17 protein-coding genes and 2 tRNA genes are annotated in these 19,799 nt (G+C 59.2%); 14 read left to right on the plus strand and 5 right to left on the minus strand.

Annotated elements, in window-relative coordinates:
* Positions 1-8: 8 nt before the first annotated feature.
* From ACQB61_RS14370 to ACQB61_RS14380, 3 genes are all read right to left on the minus strand, one after another.
* Positions 9-1,295 carry a M16 family metallopeptidase gene (locus ACQB61_RS14370; RefSeq protein WP_430513169.1) on the minus strand — a complete coding sequence of 429 codons (1,287 nt, stop codon included), beginning with the start codon at positions 1,293-1,295 and terminating at the stop codon, positions 9-11.
* A 227-nt stretch (positions 1,296-1,522) separates the two neighbouring features.
* On the minus strand, positions 1,523-2,929 hold the full coding sequence (gene thrC, locus ACQB61_RS14375; protein WP_430513170.1) for a threonine synthase: 1,407 nt from the start codon (positions 2,927-2,929) through the stop codon (positions 1,523-1,525).
* Positions 2,930-3,129: 200 nt separating this feature from the next.
* Positions 3,130-3,726 carry a YqgE/AlgH family protein gene (locus ACQB61_RS14380; RefSeq protein ID WP_430513171.1) on the minus strand — a complete coding sequence of 199 codons (597 nt, stop codon included), beginning with the start codon at positions 3,724-3,726 and terminating at the stop codon, positions 3,130-3,132.
* A gap of 226 nt (positions 3,727-3,952) precedes the next feature.
* On the opposite strand from ACQB61_RS14380, the gene ACQB61_RS14385 reads away from it, so the two are divergent.
* On the plus strand, positions 3,953-4,810 hold the full coding sequence (locus ACQB61_RS14385; protein WP_430513172.1) for a protein-disulfide reductase DsbD domain-containing protein: 858 nt from the start codon (positions 3,953-3,955) through the stop codon (positions 4,808-4,810).
* A 111-nt stretch (positions 4,811-4,921) separates the two neighbouring features.
* The gene (locus ACQB61_RS14390; protein ID WP_430513173.1) at positions 4,922-5,407 is read left to right on the plus strand and encodes a peroxiredoxin; all 486 of its coding nucleotides are present in this window, start codon (positions 4,922-4,924) and stop codon (positions 5,405-5,407) included.
* A 498-nt stretch (positions 5,408-5,905) separates the two neighbouring features.
* Here the strand turns inward: ACQB61_RS14390 and ACQB61_RS14395 are convergent.
* Positions 5,906-5,982 (minus strand) — tRNA-Pro (locus ACQB61_RS14395).
* Positions 5,983-6,294: 312 nt separating this feature from the next.
* Between ACQB61_RS14395 and ACQB61_RS14400 the strand changes: the two genes are divergently transcribed.
* From ACQB61_RS14400 to ACQB61_RS14410, 3 genes are all read left to right on the plus strand, one after another.
* Positions 6,295-6,369, plus strand: a tRNA-Gln gene (locus tag ACQB61_RS14400).
* A gap of 279 nt (positions 6,370-6,648) precedes the next feature.
* Entirely contained in the window at positions 6,649-6,912 is a 264-nt protein-coding gene (locus ACQB61_RS14405) for a spike base protein, RCAP_Rcc01079 family (RefSeq protein WP_430513174.1), read from the plus strand.
* A complete protein-coding gene (locus ACQB61_RS14410; protein ID WP_430513175.1) occupies positions 6,909-8,018 on the plus strand; it encodes a hypothetical protein in 1,110 nt (369 codons plus the stop codon). Before ACQB61_RS14405 ends, ACQB61_RS14410 begins: the two co-directional genes overlap by 4 nt.
* 51 nt (positions 8,019-8,069) lie before the next feature.
* On the opposite strand, the gene galE is transcribed toward ACQB61_RS14410, so the two are convergent.
* Positions 8,070-9,074 (minus strand): UDP-glucose 4-epimerase GalE, encoded by a 1,005-nt coding sequence (gene galE / locus ACQB61_RS14415; RefSeq protein ID WP_430513176.1) that lies wholly within the window; start codon positions 9,072-9,074, stop codon positions 8,070-8,072.
* A 932-nt stretch (positions 9,075-10,006) separates the two neighbouring features.
* Between galE and rfbC the strand changes: the two genes are divergently transcribed.
* The 9 genes from rfbC (at position 10,007) to ACQB61_RS14460 (ending at position 19,794) form a co-directional block, all read left to right on the plus strand.
* Positions 10,007-10,579: a dTDP-4-dehydrorhamnose 3,5-epimerase gene (rfbC, locus tag ACQB61_RS14420; RefSeq protein ID WP_430513177.1), complete on the plus strand. Its 573-nt coding sequence runs from the start codon at positions 10,007-10,009 to the stop codon at positions 10,577-10,579.
* Between the two features lie 6 nt (positions 10,580-10,585).
* On the plus strand, positions 10,586-11,632 hold the full coding sequence (rfbB, locus tag ACQB61_RS14425; RefSeq protein WP_430513178.1) for a dTDP-glucose 4,6-dehydratase: 1,047 nt from the start codon (positions 10,586-10,588) through the stop codon (positions 11,630-11,632).
* Positions 11,632-12,513, plus strand: a complete 882-nt coding sequence (gene rfbD, locus ACQB61_RS14430; RefSeq protein WP_430513179.1) for a dTDP-4-dehydrorhamnose reductase — start codon at positions 11,632-11,634, stop codon at positions 12,511-12,513. Before rfbB ends, rfbD begins: the two co-directional genes overlap by 1 nt.
* 21 nt (positions 12,514-12,534) lie before the next feature.
* Positions 12,535-13,404 carry a glucose-1-phosphate thymidylyltransferase RfbA gene (rfbA, locus tag ACQB61_RS14435; RefSeq protein ID WP_430513180.1) on the plus strand — a complete coding sequence of 290 codons (870 nt, stop codon included), beginning with the start codon at positions 12,535-12,537 and terminating at the stop codon, positions 13,402-13,404.
* 20 nt (positions 13,405-13,424) lie between these two features.
* Positions 13,425-14,588, plus strand: coding sequence for a DUF1972 domain-containing protein (locus ACQB61_RS14440; RefSeq protein WP_430513181.1), 1,164 nt, complete (start codon positions 13,425-13,427; stop codon positions 14,586-14,588).
* Between the two features lie 8 nt (positions 14,589-14,596).
* Complete coding sequence (locus ACQB61_RS14445; RefSeq protein ID WP_430514379.1) at positions 14,597-15,781, plus strand: glycosyltransferase family 4 protein; 1,185 nt, start codon at positions 14,597-14,599, stop codon at positions 15,779-15,781.
* Between the two features lie 4 nt (positions 15,782-15,785).
* A complete protein-coding gene (locus ACQB61_RS14450) occupies positions 15,786-16,736 on the plus strand; it encodes a hypothetical protein (RefSeq protein WP_430513182.1) in 951 nt (316 codons plus the stop codon).
* Positions 16,737-17,043: 307 nt separating this feature from the next.
* Positions 17,044-18,243 carry an O-antigen ligase family protein gene (locus ACQB61_RS14455; RefSeq protein ID WP_430513183.1) on the plus strand — a complete coding sequence of 400 codons (1,200 nt, stop codon included), beginning with the start codon at positions 17,044-17,046 and terminating at the stop codon, positions 18,241-18,243.
* Between the two features lie 120 nt (positions 18,244-18,363).
* Positions 18,364-19,794 (plus strand): mannose-1-phosphate guanylyltransferase/mannose-6-phosphate isomerase, encoded by a 1,431-nt coding sequence (locus tag ACQB61_RS14460; protein ID WP_430513184.1) that lies wholly within the window; start codon positions 18,364-18,366, stop codon positions 19,792-19,794.
* The last annotated feature ends 5 nt before the right edge of the window (positions 19,795-19,799 follow it).

Genomic DNA, 19,799 nt, shown 5'->3' on the forward strand with positions numbered 1-19,799 from the left:
AGGCCGTTTCAGGCGAAGGCGCGCTGCGGCACTGGGCCGCTGAGGCGCTTCTGCACCTCGTCCAGTGTCATCATCTTGCTGATGGGGCCAAGGCCCGTCAGCGTCGGAAGGCTGGAGGTAAAGATATCCGAAGCCACACGGCGCACACTTTCGGCCGTCACTGCATTGATGCGCTCCGACACTTCCTCAAGGCTCAGCGTGCGGCCATGGATCAGCATCTGCCGGGCGATCTGACCGGCACGGGCGGCCGGGCTTTCCAGCGCCATCATCAGTCCGGCGCGGATCTGCGCACGGGCACGGGCAACCTCCTCCTCGGAAATATCACTGCCTGCGCGCTCCAGCTCCCCCAGGATCACCGGCATCAGCTCTTCGAGATTGTCCTCTCCCGTTGCCGCATGCAGGCCGAAAAGGCCCGTGTCGTTGAAGGCCCAGTGGAACGAATAAATCGCATAGCAGAGGCCGCGCGTTTCACGCACTTCCTGGAAAAGGCGGGAAGACATGCCGCCACCCAGCACCGAAGCCAGGATCTGCGAGGCATAGTAATCCGGCGAAGCGTAGGACTTGCCCTTGAAGCCCAGCAGGATCTGCGCCTCCATCAGGTCCTTTTCCAGACGGCCTTCACCTCCGGCATAGGAGGCATCGCCAACAGGTGCCGCCTGTTCGCCGCTGAAGCTGGAGAACTGGTCCTCCGCGATGCGCACCAGTTCGTCATGATCAACAGCACCCGCCGCCGCCAGAACCATGTCAGGCCCACGGTAACGGTTCGCCAGATAGTGCGTCAGCGAATTCCGGTCGAAGCTCATCAAGGTTTCGGGCGTGCCAAGGATCGGCCGGCCCAGCGGCTGATCTGGCCAGGCAGTGGACTGGAACAGATCAAAGGCCTGATCGTCCGGGCTGTCGAGCGAGGCACCGATTTCTTGCAGGATCACGTGCTGCTCGCGCGCCAGCTCCTCGGCATCAAAAACGGAGTTCTTCAGGATATCGGCCAAAAGGTTTGCCGCCAGGGGCACATCTTCGGCCAGCACCCGGGCATAGTAATTGGTGTGTTCGACGCTGGTCGAGGCGTTCAGCTCGCCCCCTACGGCCTCGATTTCCTCGGCAATCTGGCGGGCGCTGCGGGTGGTGGTGCCCTTGAAGGCCATATGCTCAAGCAGATGGGTGATGCCATTCTGCTCTGGCGTTTCCGCTCTTGACCCGGTCCTCACCCACACCCCGAGCGCCGCAGTCTTCAGGCTCGGCATCCGGTCCGTGATGACGGTCAGCCCATTTGCCAACCGGGTCGTCCTTACTTCCATGCGGTCCTCCCGGGCTCACAGGGGAGCGGGCGGCGCGTCGCGCCTGCCCTCGTTTCAGCCCTCCTGCCCTCAGGCATTCCGGCGCTCCGGCTGCGGCAATACTGTTTCATGGCTTCCGGGCCTTTGTCAGCCCTTGTCATTCTTGTGACACATACCCTAGGGCACGGCCAGATGGCAGCTCAAGCAGAAAGGGGCGCAAGCATTCTGCGCCCCTCCCCGCATCAGTTTCAGGCCGTGCCTTTCACGGCACGGGCATTTGCCTCGACATGGCGCTCAATGGCGCCAAGTTCCGCAGGCAGCACGCTCTTGCGCTCCGGCGCGGTCATCATCGGCTCCAGCTGTTCGGGCAGTGCCGGATAGACGCCGCTGGCTGCCTTGACGGCAACCGGGAACTTCGCCGGATGAGCCGTGCCCAGCACAATCATCGGCGCCTCGCTGCTGCCGAGCTCTTCGGCCACATGCACGCCGATGGCGGTATGCGGGTCGAGAAGGTAGCCGGTTTGCTCATGGGTGCGGGCGATGGTGGCTGCCGTCTGATCTTCACTGCAGCGCCCTGCCGCAAAGAGCTTGCGCATCTCCGCGATCGGGCCATCGCCAATGGTGAAGCTGCCGGACTGGGAGAGACTGCCCATCATTGCCTTCACCGTGGCACCATCACGGCCATGCACTTCCGACAGAAGCCGCTCGAAGTTGGACGAGATCTGGATGTCCATGGACGGGGAAATGGTTGCCGAGACGCCGCGCATCTCATAGCGCCCCGTTTCCAGGGTCCGCACCAGAATGTCGTTGCGATTGGTGGCGATCACCAGCTTGTCCACCGGCAGGCCCATGCGCATGGCGGCATAACCTGCAAAGATATCGCCGAAATTGCCCGTCGGCACGGTGAAGGAGACCGGCCGGTGTGGCGCGCCAACGGCAACGCCTGCCACGAAGTAATAGACGATCTGCGCCAGAATGCGGGCCCAGTTGATGGAGTTCACGCCCGACAGGCCCACCCGGTCGCGGAAGTCGAAGTGGTTGAACATGCCCTTCACGATGGCCTGGCAATCATCGAAATTGCCTTCCACGGCCAACGCATGAACATTGGCTTCCGTGGGGGTGGTCATCTGGCGGCGCTGCACGTCGGACACGCGCCCCTCGGGGAAGAGGATGAACACATCCGTGCGCTCGCGGCCGCGGAAGGCCTCGATGGCCGCACCGCCCGTGTCGCCGGAGGTGGCGCCAACGATGGTGGCGCGCTGGTTGCGCTCGGCCAGCACATGGTCCATCAGGCGGCCCAGCAGCTGCATGGCCACATCCTTGAAGGCCAGTGTCGGGCCGTGGAACAGCTCCAGCACGAAGCGGCCCGGCGCGATCTGCACCAGCGGCGTCACCGCCGGATGGCGGAACGAGGCATAGGCCTCATCAATCATCCGCTTGAGATCGGCGTCCTTGATTGTGCCGCCGGTGAAGGGGCGGATCACCTCGAAGGCGACGTCCTGATAGGACTTGCCGGCAAAGCCTGCGATGGTTTTGGCATCAAACTGCGGCCAGGTTTCGGGCAGGTAGAGCCCGCCGTCACGGGCAAGGCCCTGAAGAAGAACATCTGCAAAATCGAGAACAGGTGCGTCACCACGCGTACTGACATATCTCACCGCGCCGGATCCCTTTATGTCTGGCTACAGTCCTGCGCCACAGCCAATTTGCGGCGGGCGCAGTCAACAGGCGTTTGATCTTCGGCGGGACGGGCGTCCCGGGACCATGACCCATAAGACAGTTTGCCTAGGCGCGCAAACTGCATTTGAGAACACCTGCCCGCCCGCTCCAGCATGGCTGGCAGGTGCCCTGCTTCATATCAGGCATGCCCCGAGTCGCCGGAGAGCATGGAAGGATCAACGCCGATCTGCCACAAGGCTCTCTGCCACTTGGTGCCGATTTCGGTGTCGAACAGGATCGACGGATCAGCCGGGCCGGTCAGCCAGCCGTTGGACTGAATCTCCTGTTCCAGCTGGCCGGGCGCCCACCCGGCATAGCCCAGCGCCAGCATGGCCTGCGACGGCCCGCGCCCTTCGGCCAGTGCCTTCAGAATGTCCATCGTTGCCGTCAGGCAGATGCCGTCCTGAATGGGCAGGGTGGAGCTCTCCAGCCGAAAATCATCGGAATGGAGCACAAAGCCGCGTTCGGTTTCCACCGGGCCGCCACGATAGACGCTCATGCCGCGCAGAGCATTGGGCAGGCGGATCGACTCGCCTTCCGGTACGATGTTGAGCTGCACCAGAAGATCGGCAACGGAAAGGCTTGTGGATGGCTGATTGATGATCAGCCCCATCGCCCCATCGGAAGAGTGAGCACAGAGATAGATGACAGTGTGGGCAAACCGGCTGTCAGGCATGTTCGGCATGGCAATGAGAAACTGCCCGTCGAGCCAGCCTGTATCCGAACCTTGTGTCATGCAGCCTCCCTTTTGCATTGCACTCCTGCAGAGACTACCTGCTGCCAGGTGATTTGTTAACTTGCTTGAGGCTTTGAACACCGGCAATTTTTGCAGCGTTCACAGAGTTATGAGTGCCCTCAAGCCACGGAAGAGGAGGACGCGGCGCAGGCTTTGCGCTATCACCTGAAACATGCCTTCACATCAGCCAAACGATCAGACCAGCCCTTTCCTTTGCTCTGCAGCAGTGAGCCGTGCTCTGCTCTGCTCCGCCTTGCTGATTGCAGCACCCGCGCCCGCCACTGCGCTCATTACGGACTGGCAGATGGTGGAGGGCGGCGCCGTGCGGATGGTGGTGGCAGGCAAGGCACCGGATGGCAGCTACGAGGCTGGCCTTGAAATCGCGCTGGACCCGGAGTGGCATACCTATTGGCGCTATCCGGGCGAAACGGGCATTCCGCCAGAACTCAGTTTCGAGGGAAGCGCGAATCTGGCGCATGGAAGCCTCTCCTTCCCTGCTCCGGAACGCTATGATGACGGTTTCAGCCAGTCGATTGTCTACACGAGCGGCGTGCTTCTGCCCCTGCGGCTGACGCCAGCAGCGGCGGATAAGCCGCTCAAGCTGGAGGCCAAGGCCTTCTTTGGCGTCTGCAATAAAATCTGTGTGCCAGCTGAAGCGCTGTTCTCGCTGGATCTGGCTTCCGATCCGCAGCCGGACCGCATCGCCGCCCGCCTCATCGACACTGCGCGGGCTGCACTGCCCGTTCCGATGCAAGAGACCGAAGGCCCGCGCCTGACCGGCTTCAGCTTCCGGGAAGGCAAGAATGCGTTGAAACTCGACATCACCGCTGATGTGGGAGACGCAGGTTCCGCCGATCTCTTTGCCGAGGGTGCAGCAGCTTCCGCCAACGGCTTGCCCAAACCAGGTGAGTGGACCGGCAGCACGGCCCGCTGGAGCCTGTCACTCAAGGGATTGAGCGGGCCGGAGGAGGCCCTGCCCCTGCGCCTCGTACTGGTGACGGACACTGGCGCGGCCGAGGCAACCTACGAGATTGACCGCCGGACCCGCAGCATCCGCCGGACGGACGATCCTGCCAAACGCTGAAAAAGGCTCGACGGCGCCAGCATATGACCCTATGTCGAAAGGCGGTCCGCCTTTGCACGCATTGTCTGCGGCGGGCCTCATGCGTTTTGACTTGGACGTGGAGAGATCCGGATGAGCATCAAGATTGGCGACCGTCTGCCGGACGGCGTATTCAAGGTCATCGGCGGCGACGGCCCGGTGGAGATGAAGGCCAGCGACATCTTCAACGGCAAGACCGTTGTGCTGTTCGGTGTGCCCGGCGCCTTCACCCCGACCTGCCACATGAATCATCTGCCGGGCTTCGTCGAGCATTTCGATTCCTTCAAGGCCAAGGGCGTGGACACCATCGCCGTGGTCTCCGTCAATGACATGTTCGTCATGGACGCCTGGAAGAAGGCCACCAGCGCCGGTGACAAGATCCTCTTCCTCGCCGATGGCAGCGCCTCCTATGTAAAGGAACTGGGCCTCGAGCTGGACGCCTCCGGTTTCGGCATGGGGATCCGCTCCAAGCGCTTCGCCCTCATCGCCAAGGACGGCGTTGTTACCGCACTCAACGTGGAAGACGCACCCGGCCAAGCCACCGTTTCCGGTGCCGCCGCCATGCTGGAAGCGCTCTGATCCTCTCAGCCCCGCCTGAGACAGAAATACGCAAGGCCGGAGGCACAAGTCTCCGGCTTTTTTCTTTTTGGATCAGTCAGTTTTCTCTGAGCGCAGACCGGTCTCCGAGTCATCCCGGCCAAGCGCAGCGCGAGCCGGGACCCACTCGCTTGCAGAGAGACGCCGTTTTCGTGAGCGGTGCTGCAGCAGGATCATCTTGAGCAAGCTTCAACGCTTCGCTCAGGCCTCAATGCTCTGCAAGCGAGTGGTCCCCGGGTCTGCGCTTCGCTCCGCCCGGGGCGACGCAGAGTGTGCGGCACGGTTGCGTCTTTTCATCTTCCGCTAATCCGCCCTATCGTCAGATACAGCACTGCCCCCTCCGGGTCATCCCAGCCAAGCGCAGCGCTTCGCCCCGGGGCGGCGCAGAGTGTGCGGCTCTATCCGGAATAGCGGCGCATACGGCGTGACTGTTCCGCCCAAGGGCGGCTATCTATCTGATTTTCTTGAAAGAAGGCTGGATGGTCGGAGTGGAGTGATTCGAACACTCGACCCCCTCGTCCCGAACGAGGTGCGCTACCAGGCTGCGCTACACTCCGATCCAGTCGAGCACCGGGAAACCCGGGCCGGGAACCGCCGGGGCGCTGCCCCGTCGATGTGGCGGGTATTAGCACTGCTTTTTTGCCCCGCAAGCCCCCTCTCGCACATCGGCAAAGAAAGTTTGCCAGTGCCCCGCAATCTGCCCTGGGACGGTGGATAAGTCCCTGTACGACCTCCCCTGTTTCACGAAACAAGGGCTGCTGCATCATGTGGATGTGTGGAAGGTGTTTGACCGGAAGACTTGCGCCCGCGCCGGGCTTGAGGCATACAGCGCCCCTGAGGCGCGGTGAGACACCGCTTGTTCCTCATTCTGGGGCGTCGCCAAGTGGTAAGGCATCGGTTTTTGGTACCGACATTCGGAGGTTCGAATCCTCCCGCCCCAGCCATTCTTCTTCACTGATTTTGCCGAAGCCCTGCCTGAGCGTGGCGCCTGCAAGCATCTGAAAATCATCGCAAATCCTAAACCCGCGCAACCGGCCAGACACAAGCTCAAGCCCCGTACCGGCCCATAGCTGTGCGCTTCGGCTTGCCAGCGTCACGCTGCCAGCCGTTTATCCCCGCATCCTCCGGCAGTCCTATTCTGACTTCCCCGCAGGCACGGCCTGCAGCACCCTCAGGGCGTGATCCGTCGGCTTGATCCGCCTTGGCAGAAGGAGACAGATGCGATGACGGACCGCTTCGACAGCCATGGCACCGGCCTGACAGCCCCCGCCAGCCACGGCTTTTCCATTACCCCCAGCGACAGCTCCGCCTTGAGCGAAGTGGTGCGCGCACTCTATGTCGGCACCGGCGGCTCCCTCACCCTGACCCTGCGCAGCGGCGCGGCCATCACCTTCACCAATGTGCCCGACGGCAGCCTCTTGCCGCTGCGCGCAATCGCGGTGAAAGCCACCGGCACCACCGCCTCCGGCCTGGTCGGTCTGCTGTGAGCGCCGCCATTCCCTCTCTCGCCGCTCCCAGCCTCTGTTTGGGGCCGGTGCTCGGTCTTGGACTTGCCGCCCCGCAGCGGCACGGCGGCTGGTGGCCCCGCGGGGCGCTTTATGCCGCCGATTTCCGCAAGCACCGCTACATGGCGGGTGGGCGCAGCATCACGCCCGCCTCTGCCTTCAGCCTGACGCGCGGCGGCGAGGCCCTGGCCCCTGCCCTGGACGGCAGCTATCAGGGCTTTGCCGCCGATGTGCCTTCCCGCACGGACCTTGGCCTGTTTCTCTCTCCTTCGGTCAATAACGCCATTGCAGACAGCACTGGCGCCGGAGCAACTCTTTCCACCACAGACACATTGGACGGCTTGCCCGGCAGCTGGGGGCAGTCGCGGGTGGATGGCTCAAACATCCGGGCCCGGATTACTGCCAAAGGCAATATTGGCGGCCTTCCATATGTGGATGTCCGCTTCTGGGGCAGCTCAACCGTCACAGACCTGCAGCTGTCTTTCTCGAACGGGGAAGGCACATACATGCCTTCGTCGCCCGGCAGCGCTGTTCTGTATGGTCTCAACCTGGCATTGGTGGCCGGCACCCTCACGAACGCCATCTGCCGTCTGCGCCTGACCGAGCTGACCGCCAGCGGCGCCTATCTGTCGAGACAGGTGGAGCCTGTGACACCGCTGCCGCCTGCCGCCACAGCGGCGGGCCTTGCCCGGTATGAGCGCAGCTGGACAGTCGAGAATGCCACTGCGGCCCGCCTGCGCGCGGGCATTGAATTGTCGCTTTCCGGCGTTTTTGACCTGACACTCCGTCTGGCAGGCGCCCATCTGGAAACCACAACAGCCGCGACACTCAATGCACGCGGCCTCAGCGCCCCGGTGCTTACACGCGGCTCGGCAGTGTCGCGGCCGGAAGATGCCTTGACCCTTCATCTCCCACAGGGCACCGCTGCCGTTGTGCTGACTGCCGGGACCGGCGCCACCCTGGAAATAACCACAGCCTACGCAACCGGAACCGGCCCGGCCAGCATCGCAGTGCCCTCCAGTCCCTTTGGCGCAAGTCCTCTTGTCAGTGCCACCGGATGGGCGCAGGCCGATCCTGTGACAGGCTAAAGCCTCGTCTCAGGCCCATGCGGGGCAGGGAAAGCCCCTGCCCCAGCCTTGTCAGTCTGCTTGGGAAGAGTTGACCCGGCGGGCCTTCAGCTTCTCTTCCCAGGCAAAGGCATGGCGGACGATCAGCTCAAGATCATTGTATTTCGGCTGCCAGCCCAGTTCCTGCCGGGCGCGGGTGCTGTCCGCCACCACTTTCGGGGAATCACCTGCCCGGCGCGGGGCTTCCGCTACGTTGAAATCAACGCCCGACACAGCCTTCACCGTTTCGATGACCTGACGCACGGAATAGCCCTCGCCATAGCCGCAGTTCATCACCGCGCTGGCCCCGCCTTCGCGCAGGCGCAGAAGCGCCAGCCGGTGCGCCTCCACAAGGTCGCTCACATGGATATAGTCGCGCACCGCCGTTCCATCCGCCGTGTCGTAGTCGCTGCCAAACAGGCTCATCTGCGGGCGCTGGCCAAGCGCCGTCTCGCAGGCCACCTTGATGAGATGCGTCGCCTGCGGCGTGCTCTGCCCTGTCGCGCCCTCGGGATCTGCCCCTGCCACATTGAAGTAGCGCAGCGCCGTGTAGCGGAAGTCATGCGCGGCGCTGACATCCTTCAGCATCAGCTCCGTCATGAGCTTGGACATGCCATAGGGCGACAGCGGCACCAGCGGTGCATCCTCCGGCACCGGCACGGTGAGCGGATCGCCATAGACGGCGGCAGTGGAGGAAAAGATGAACTTGTCCACCCCGGCCGCGACACAGGCCTCGATCAGGCTGCGCGAGGCAGAGGTGTTGTTGCGGTAATATTTGAGGGGATCCGACACCGATTCCGGCACGATGACCGATCCGGCGAAATGGATCACAGCCTCTATGCCGTGATCCGCCAGCAGACGGCTCACCAGCGCGGCATCGGCCACATCCCCCACAACCAGCTGCGCTTCAGCCGGCAGAGCCCAGCCGAAGCCGGTGGTGAGATTGTCAAGCACCACGACCTTCTCGCCCGCCCGGACCAGGCAATGGGCCATATGGCTGCCGATATAGCCGGCGCCGCCGGTGATGAGCGTCGTCATGGCAATTGTCTTTCCTTCGAAACGAAGACCGCACCTGCGGGAAACCCGGCCACCGCAAACACGGCAGCTTTGCCCCATGCGGCGGCGGACTGCAAGCATGGCCTCAAGGCTCCGGGGCCGGCAAATGCCGCAGCCAGCGGACGGCGCCCCATCTTCAGAAAACCTGTTTTGGACCTCCGATCCTGCACAGCGGGGTCATATGCGCGCGGCGTCCGGTCCGGAACGGCATGAATTGTCCTGAGGTCTTGGCCGGCGACCATCACCCCTCCGTAAGGGAAACGGCCACGCGGCGTTGAGGCGGTTTCACTGTTGTCGCTAGACATCTCAAGTCCAAAGACAACGGCAATCAAGGTCAAGATTGAATGCCCGGGCATGATCCCAGTATATTAACCCTTCCAAAGGGTTAAACACCCATTGACCAACCTAGGGGCAATATCGAATTGAAAGTGGCATAAAACTCGGCTACCAAATGGATTTAAGAGGTCCCGCATAACATTTTAGGGCATTTCTTTTGTAAGGCCGGTCAGCCTGATTTTTATATGTAGACTTGGCCTGTATCGAAATTTCGTTTTGGTTGAAATTTGTTTTTATTGGTCAGGGTATTAATCATGAGGGCAGTACAAGCAGCCTCTTGTCATGAAAAAAGACACGCCTCAGCTTGAGGCATATTTCCGGCGAAAATAATGTTCGTGGCATTTTGATGCCAACAACCTTACCCAAGCCTGCGGGCTTTCTCTTCTTCTATCATGACCTTCATTCGCGCGTGAAAGTACGGCTAAGCGCGAAGGCTTCCCCGAACCCGTATCACGCCTTCCAGCTGCGCGGTGGCGCATCTTACGAGCCGCAGGAGCGGGGGCGGACAGGGAGCATCAAGCTAGCGCGCACGGATGTATGTGGTTTAGTTCGATAATCATTCAATTGCGGGGGTCCAAGTGCTTTTTGAACAGCAAGCCATCCCAGAAGTAGTCAAGATCACGCCCAAGTTCCATGGAGATGCGCGCGGATTCTTTAGCGAAATTTTCCGCGAAGACCTTTTTCAGGCAGAGGTAGGCCCCGTCCATTTCGTTCAGGACAACCAGTCCCTGTCGGCAGCCACCGGGACTTTGCGGGGCCTGCATTTCCAACTGGAGCCTGCAGGTCAAGGCAAGCTGGTCAGATGCCTCTCGGGCGCGATACTCGACGTTGCAGTCGACATTCGCTCCGGCTCCCCCACCTACGGAAAGCATGTCACCGTCGAGCTATCTCCGGAGAACGGCGCCTGGCTTTGGATTCCTGTTGGCTTCGCTCATGGCTTCGTGACGCTGAAGCCGGATACGGCCGTTCTTTACAAAGTGACCAGCTACTACTCCGCCACACACGATCGAGGCATCCTCTGGAGTGATCCGGCGCTGGGCATCGACTGGCCTATGCCAGAAGAAACACTCACCCTCTCAGCCAAAGACCGTGCCGCGCCGGTGCTGGCCGCCATTGAGCCGCCCTTTCAATACAAGAGTACAGGAGCCTGACGCTTTATGCGTATTCTCGTTACCGGCGGTGCCGGCTTCATAGGCTCAGCGCTTGTTCGCCATCTTGTCATTGAGGCGGGGGCCGAGGTGCTGACCGTCGACAAGCTTACCTATGCAGGGAACCTGCAGTCTCTGGAGGTTGTAAGCGACCGTACGAACCACCGTTTCCTGAAGGCGGACATCTGTGACCGCGCGGCCATGGATGAGGCTTTTTCCAGCTTCCGCCCGGACCGGGTGTATCATCTGGCAGCAGAAAGCCATGTCGACCGCTCGATCACAGGCGCCGGCGACTTCATCCAGACCAATGTCGTCGGCACCTTTACGCTGCTCGAAGCCGCGCGAAATTACTGGTCCGGACTCGAGGAGCAAGCAAAAGCGGACTTCCGCTTCCTCCACGTTTCCACCGACGAAGTTTACGGTTCGCTTGGGCCGGATGGCCTCTTCCATGAAGAGACGCCCTATGATCCCTCGTCACCCTACTCTGCGTCGAAAGCGGCCTCCGATCATCTGGCCATTGCCTGGCAGCGGACCTATGGCTTTCCGGCCCTGGTTTCCAACTGCTCCAACAACTACGGCCCCTATCATTTTCCTGAAAAGCTGATCCCGCTGATCATCCTCAATGCGCTTCACGGCAAGCCGCTGCCGGTTTACGGCGACGGGACGAATATCCGTGACTGGCTCTATGTGGAAGATCATGCCAAAGCCCTGCATCTGATTGGCGGCAAAGGACGGCTCGGCGAGAAATACAATGTCGGCGGCCGCAATGAACGCAAGAATATCGATGTGGTGCAGGCGATCTGCACTATTCTCGACAAGCTGCAACCTGCAGACCGGCCGCGCAGCGAGCTGATTACATTCGTATCCGACCGGCCGGGTCATGATCACCGTTATGCGATCGACGCCACGAAACTTGAAACCGAACTCGGCTGGCGCGCGGAAGAGACTTTCGACAGCGGCATCGAGAAAACAGTTCAGTGGTATCTGGAAAACCAGTGGTGGTGGAGACCCTTGCGCGACAAGGTCTACACCGGCGAACGGCTGGGGACGTTGTGATGCGGATCGCTGTCACGGGCACAAAGGGACAGGTTGTCTCGGCCCTGGCTGAGCGGGGCCTCATGTCCGGGGTAACCATTCTTCCGGTGGGGCGGCCCGATCTTGATCTTCTCGATCAGGCCTCCGTCCTTCCGGCGATTGAGAGGCTCCGGCCTGATCTGATCGTCTCGGCTGCGGCCTATACCGCCGTGGACAAGGCAGAGACGGACCGCGATTCATGCTGGCGCATCAATGCAGGCGGGGCAGGCTTTGTTGCCGGTGCGGCGCGCAGGCTCGGCTTGCCTGTCATTCATCTTTCGACCGACTATGTTTTCGACGGCACGAAAGACGCGCCCTGGTTGGAAAGCGATCCCGTGGGGCCGCTGAGCGTCTATGGCTCCTCAAAACTCGCCGGAGAATTTGCGGTAGCCGCCGCAAATCCGGACCATGTGATCCTTCGTGTGGCATGGATCGTTAGCCCCTTCGGGAACAATTTTGTCAAGACGATGCTTCGCCTTGGCGCCACACGCGATGCGGTCAGTGTAGTGGCAGATCAGCATGGCGGACCAACCTCCGCACTTGATATTGCAGATGGCATTCTGAAGATTGCCGCCAATCTCTTGCGCAACCCCGAAGACGGAACCCTGCGTGGCACCTTCCATATGGCGCCAGAAGGAACCGCAAGCTGGGCAGAGCTCGCAAGTGCCGTATTTCATGAGGCCGAGCACTTCCTTGGAAAACGCATCCAGGTCAATCCGATAGCGTCGGCTGACTATCCGGTTTCGGCAACCCGTCCGGCCAATTCGACTATGGATGGCTCCAGACTTTTCAATATTCATCAAGTTAAACTGCCGAACTGGCGCAGTTCAATCAATCATATCGTGAAATCAATAATCGCATGATTATATTCAAGGGGATAAGGCATGAAAGGTATTATTCTTGCAGGCGGCAGCGGCACGCGCCTGCATCCGATGACTTTGGTAACATCGAAGCAGCTGATGCCGGTTTACGACAAGCCGATGATCTATTATCCGCTGACGACTCTCATGCTTGCGGGCGTCCGTGAAATCCTGATCATATCGACACCGCATGACCTGCCAAACTTCCAGCGCCTGCTTGGCGACGGCTCGCAGTGGGGTCTTGCTCTGTCTTATGCCGAACAGCCAAGCCCGGATGGCCTTGCCCAAGCCTACATTATCGGCGCTGACTTCGTCGCTGGTGGCCCCTCCTGCCTGATCCTCGGCGACAACATCTTCTATGGCCACGGCATGCCGGAGTTAACACGCCGCGCGGCCGAGCGGCCCGATGGTGCGAGCGTCTTTGCCTACCATGTCACGGATCCGGAACGTTATGGCGTGGTCGAGTTCGATAGCTCGATGCGAGCGATTTCTATCGAGGAAAAGCCGCTGAAGCCGAAGTCGAACTGGGCAGTCACCGGCCTTTATTTCTACGACGAGAAGGTGGTGGACTATGCCGCCAGCCTGAAGCCCTCCGCCCGCGGCGAACTGGAGATCACAGACCTCAACCGGTGTTACCTGGATTCCGGCACGCTCTCCGTAGAGATCATGGGCCGGGGTTACGCCTGGCTCGACACCGGAACTCCTGACAGCCTGCTGGATGCCGCCGAATTTGTGGCCACGCTGGAGCGGCGTCAGGGTTTCAAAATCGCTTGTCCGGAAGAAGTGGCTTGGCGGATGGGTTTCATCTCTGAGGATGCGCTTCTGGCCTCACCCGGCGCGCAAGGCAAGGGCAACTACGCAGCCTACGTACGCGCCTTGGTCTCGAAGCCATGACCAATAGGGAGACTGCACGCGTGTCAGCAGAAAAGACCCTCAATATTCTTGGTATTCGCGGATTGCCTGCTGCCCACGGCGGGTTTGAGACATTTGCCGCGAGACTTGCCCCATATTTGCGCGATCATGGCTGGACCGTGAATGTCTATTGTCAGGTTGATGATGGCTCTGTCCCAGCCTCCGCACCCTATTATGAGGACAACTGGGAAGGCATTCACCGCATCCATATCGGCGTCAAACGTGATGGGCCAATTGGTACGATCGAGTTCGACTGGAAGTGCACCCGCGATGTGCTGAAACGCCCAGGTATCGATCTTGTCCTGGGGTACAACACAGCTGTCTTCACCGTCCTGCAACGGTTGAGGGGACGGCGCGTCATCATGAACATGGACGGCATTGAGTGGAAGCGCGCCAAGTGGTCTCTGCCGGCCAAAGCCTGGTTCCTCTTGAATGAGATTGTCGGCGCACATGTCAGCTCGACGCCGATTGCGGACCACCCCGAGATCGCTTCGCATCTCTCCCGGATCGGCTGCCGCCGCTCCGTGGTAATTCCCTATGGGGCAGATCTTGTCACAGAAGCCGAACCGGACCGTCTCGCTCCCTATGGCCTGTCACCCGGCCAGTACTTCGTCTCAATCGCCCGCATCGAGCCCGAGAACTCAATTCTGGAGATCGTTCGGGCCTTCTCCCTCAAGGAGCGAGGAATAAAGCTGGTCGTGCTTGGCAAGCTTGAGCCCGGCAAACCTTACCACCGCGCGGTGCAGGAAGCCGCTTCCGGCGAAGTCATCTTTCCAGGTGCCATTTACGAAAAGGCCACCGTTGAAGCGCTGCGTGTGTTTTGCCGTGCCTACTTGCACGGCCACCAGGTCGGGGGCACCAATCCCTCCCTCGTGGAAGCCCTAGGCTGCGGCAGCCCCGTCATCGCACATGACAACAGATTCAACAGATGGGTGGCAGGTGACGGGCAGTTCTATTTCAATGACGAGACGAGCTGCTCGGAACTGATGGACCGTTTGGCTCGTGATGCTTCCGTTTGCGCAGCGGCGCGAAATGCCGCGCAGACCCGGCATGCGCGCGGTCTGACATGGGGCCATGTCCTTGCAAGCTATGAGCATGTATTCGACCCCGCTCAAACGGAAGCCTGCTTCAACTATCTGAACGCTGAGGCAAATCCGGAAGGATGACGGTGAACATGACCGCTTCAAGAACCAAGGGCACCGAAACCGCAACGACCGGAGCGCCAACTGCGCGTGCGGTCGTGCTCTGTGTCCACCAAGGCCACGAACTGTATGGGTCGGACAGGTCTTTCGCGGATGCTGTGCGATCGTTCGCCAGTCAGGCCGACGCGAACTTCGAGGTCCTGTTGCCACGCCGCGGACCAATCGAAAGCCTGTTCGAAGGGTTTAACGGCACCGTTCGTTTCGCTGACCTGTTCGTGTTGCGCAAGGCTACCATCATCCGTTCCCTGACAACACGTTTGCCGCAGTCCATTGCCGCGATCCGGCGGGCAGTCGCGGGCATGCGCAGGGCAGACACGACCTATGTCAACACTTGTGTGATTGTCGATTACTTGCTTGCCGGCTGGATCACGCGCCGCAGTCTCGTCGTCCATGTGCGTGAGATTCCGACCGGGATCGCGATGCGGGTGATCCGCTTTCTGCTGATCCGGTCGGGTGCCAAGCTCATCTTCAATTCCCTGGCAACCAAAGCTGCGTTTGACATGCCACCTGCCGTAGAACAGGCGGTCGTGTGGAATGGTTTCACAGACCCTGGCGAGCCACCGGCGCCCGCGCCTTTTGATGGCCGGGCGCTCCGGGTGCTTTGCATCGGGCGTATCAATGGCTGGAAGGGTCAGGACCAGCTGATCGAGGCTGTTGCCATGCTCGCCCCTGATGAGCGCCGCCGTATCGAGGTGCGCATTGTGGGTGGCGTATTCGAAGACCAGACCCACTTCCTCGACAGGCTAAACGAGCTGATCGCTGCGCACGGCCTGGAAGACGTCGTGAGCATCCATCCATTCACCACAGACCCGACGGACGCATACCGGTGGGCAGATGTGGTAGTGGTCCCATCCCGCTTGCCTGAACCATTTGGCCGTGTAGCCATCGAAGCGATGGCGCACGGCTGCGCGGTCATTGCCACAGCGCACGGCGGTCTTGTTGAGATAGTCCGCGACGGTGAGACGGGCACGCTCGTCCCGCCGCAAGCGCCCGACAAACTTGCAGCGGCGATCCGCGAAGCAGTCACGGATCCCACGTCAGCTGCCCAGAAGGGGAGCAACGGCAGACTTGTCTTCCTGGATACCTTTGAACAGGAAACTGTAAATCATCAACTCACGAAAGTTCTGCAATCATTCACAAACATCCAAAGCGCCTAGCACAATGAAATCGAAAATATTTTCAATCATTTTCTCATTTGGCGCACTGGGGGCAACCCTGTCCCTCGGATTTTTCGCTATTGTATTGAACGCGAACACGTTAGGACCAGTCGACTTTGGATCATTTATTTTAGTTATAACATTTTCAACAATAGCTGCACAGCTTATTGGGCTCGGCTATAGTGACGTTGTGATGCTTAACGGGATCAGGGATCCCAATTTGATTTCTTCACATGCGGCTACAGCAGTGGCCTTGTCGATTATCTCGGCAATTTTTATTGTGCCCGTGCTGTTTTTCATTGCTGGATATGCGGTTGAAAAATTTAGCTATTACATTCTTCTGCTAACAATTTCGGAGAGCTTTGGGCAGCGGCTGATAACGATCGCGGAGCATACGGCGATAGCAGACCGAAGAACGAGAACCGCCGATACAATAAGAGTCGCAGCAGCGGCTATCAAACTGCTTCCCGCACCCATTGTTCTCGTGTCTGGTGCAACACCTGTTTTTGAGCTGTTTTGTGTCTTGTATTTTTTTGTGACGATTATTGGTGCGATCGGAAGTCTTCTTTGCGCAAGAGTTGACATCATGCATCCAGCTCGTCTTACAGAAAGTAATATGAGAACGGCCATGACCTTCATGGCTTCGGGGTTCAGCCGGTTCTCCGCCCAATCCTCAGACCGGATAGCAATTGCCTATGCCGCAATCAGCCCAGACATATCGGGTGTCTACCTACTTGGATCTCGCATCTACCAGGTTGTAACCTCATTAATTCAAGCACTTCAAAAACACTTTGTAATATTTTTTTACGGATCCGAATTAAAAACTTTGCAAGGGAGAAGAGTCCATATCTTTTCTTCGTCATTTGCCGCAGGATTGGCGATCGCTATCAGCGTTTATTTATGCTCAAGCTATCTGTCTTTTTCTTTTCTTCTGAATATGATGGCGCAATTCTGATCATGGAACGTTTCGCCTTTGTGATCCCGTTCTATATTGTATATGCGACAGGATTGCCATTCCTTGCCGCTTTTGGCCGATTCACGGTGAGATTGCTGTTTAGCGCTCTGGAACTAACGTTAAATACATGCCTCTGCTTATATGCATTAAATTATCGCAACATTGAAGATATTCCATATGTTCTTGCAATATCATATGCAACACTCTCAATCTTGATGATGACCTTCCTGTTCCTATCAAATAAGCGCAAGGCCCCTTTATGAGTTCGTCAGTTACGAAAGAGGGAACCCTTTCTTTCAGAGCACTCTTGGCGCTTACTGCAAGCATCCTCTTCTATATCGATGTTGCCGGGATATGGCTCTGGACTGCATCTGATGGAGAGGTTGCGCTGGTCGAGAAATTTGGAGGCGACGCTTTCCGCATCGCAGCCCTCGGCCTTCTCTTTCTTTCTTTCAATCAAAGACAAATAAAAATCACATCAAGATTACCCTTCATATTCTTCACCCTATCTATATACATGCTTCTATCTGCCATTTTTTCACCAAAATATGATTATGCCATCTTGCAATACATTCGATTTCTGGCAATTTTATTTATGTTTACCGCCATTTCAGCCTATCAGATTGAAGCAGAATTTGACAAAGGCATTGAACGCGTATTCTTGCTGACATTAATTGGATCGCTTTTGCTTGCGGCCATTGCACCGTCTCTTGCCGTGATGCGTTCGGCAGGACTTGATGGGAGTGTGCGTGGCTTGTTCACGCACAAGAACATTTTTGCGTCTTTTGCGGTTCTCACCTTTGCCTGGCTTTTAACATCCAGCACAATGTCTTCTCGCAGGAAACTATTCCTGTTTCTTTTAACAATAGTATCTGTTCTACTGGCTCGATCAGCAACATCCCTTGTGCTGCTTCTCGTTGTTGTTTTCGCCTACTTCTCTTCATCAAAACTGATAAGAAAGAGGAACAAGATCCTAATACTGCCAACAATTCTCATTGCATTGGCTTTGTTCGCATTCGCAATTTCATACGCTGAAGTCGTCTTCTCGCTCCTTGGCCGGGACGCAACCCTTACAGGGAGGACTGAGTTCTGGTCTTACCTTCTGAACGTGCACAGGCAGAAACCAGTTTTCGGGTATGGATACAACTCGATAATGGAGTATGAGGAAGTCGTTGCGCCCTTACGTGAGTTCGTCTACACAAAATTCACTTCATCCCATAATAGCTATCTAGATATTATCCTGAACTTAGGCTGGGTAGGATTTTCTTTATTCTTTGCGTTGATCGTATACTCTCTTTGGAGGGCGATTAAGCAGGCAACCAATGAGAGCTACGCCGTCTCAGTCAGATTTGTTGTCATTTCAGCAGCATTTCTGGTATTAGGCGTCACGGAAAGTAACGCAGGATTGTCAAACAGGCTTGCGACGCTGTTCTACTTTGGTGCCCTTGTTCAACTATTCAACTATCGACCGAAGCAATATTTGAGAACGAACACCTCTCCAAGCTGACAAGGTTCCGCGCGGCTCTGCACCTTGGCAATTTGGCATATTCTTCACCCTGCCTGGCCAAGACTGGTGTCTGGGGCCTGCATGCAGCGCTCAGCGTGGATTTCGAGTATTGAGGCTCTCATGATCACTCCCCTTCTCCTCGTCGGCGGTTCGGGCACGCGGCTCTGGCCCTTGTCACGCAAGAGCTATCCGAAGCAGTTTGCGCCGCTTATCGGCGGGGAAAGCCTGTTTCAGGGCTCGGCACGGCGGCTTTCGGCGGAAGGCTTTGCCGCACCTGTCGTCATCACCGGTTCGGATTACCGCTTCATCGTCACCGAACAGCTTGCCGCCGCGGGCATTGATCCCGGAGCCATCCTGATCGAGCCGGAGGCGCGCAACACGGCCCCGGCCGTGCTCGCTGCCGCGCTCCACATCGCAAAATCCGATCCGGACGGGCTGATGCTGGTTGCCCCCTCCGACCATGTGGTGCCCAACCCGGCAGCCTTCCGCGCAGCGGTCGCCGCCGGTGTGCCGGCCGCAGAGGCCGGGCAGATCGTCACCTTCGGCATCCGCCCCACCCATGCAGAGACCGGCTACGGCTGGCTTGAACTCTCCGCCGCTGCCGCCGAAAGCGAGCCGGTGGTGCTGAAGCGCTTTGTCGAGAAGCCGGACCGGGACAAGGCCGAAGCGATGCTCGCCGCCGGGTCCTATCTGTGGAACGCCGGCATCTTCCTGTTCAAGGTCTCCACCATTCTCGGCGCCTTCAACGCGCTGGCGCCGGACCTGATGGAGCCCGTCACCCGTGCGGTCGAGGACGCAAAGCCGGATCTTGGTTTCCTGCGGCTTGATCCGGCGGCCTTTGCCCGCGCGCCGTCCATCTCCATCGACTATGCGGTGATGGAGCGCGCCACCAACCTCACGGCTGTGCCTTTCGGCGCTGGCTGGTCGGACCTTGGCGGCTGGGACATGGTGGCCAAGGAAATGGGGCCGGACACCCGCGGCAACAGCCTGGGCGGCGAGGCCACGGCCATTGACTGTGACGGCACACTGCTGCGCTCGGACAGTGAGGGGCTTCAGATCGTCGGCATTGGCCTCAAGGATATCATCGCCGTGGCGATGAATGACGCGGTGCTGGTGGCCGACAAGTCCCGTGCACAGGACGTGAAGCTCGCTGTCGAGGCCCTGAAGAAGGAAGGTGCGCGGCAGGCAGAAACCTTCCCGCGCGATCACCGGCCGTGGGGCTGGTTCGAGACATTGGCACTTGCCGACCGGTTCCAGGTCAAGCGCATCGTCGTGCATCCCGGCGCTGCCCTGTCGCTGCAAAGCCACCTGCACCGCTCCGAACACTGGATCGTCGTGTCGGGCACCGCACGGGTGACGGTGAATGAGGACGTGCAGCTGCTCACCGAGAACCAGTCGGTCTACATCCCGCTCGGCGCGGCGCACCGGCTGGAAAACCCCGGCAAGGTGCCGATGGTGCTGATCGAGGTGCAGACCGGGGCGTATCTCGGCGAAGACGACATCATCCGCTACGACGACATCTATTCCCGCGGGCAAGGCGCCAAGGGCTAACCCCT

Origin of the sequence: Pannonibacter phragmitetus (assembly GCF_050510895.1) — a bacterium.
Lineage (GTDB): Bacteria > Pseudomonadota > Alphaproteobacteria > Rhizobiales > Stappiaceae > Pannonibacter > Pannonibacter phragmitetus_B.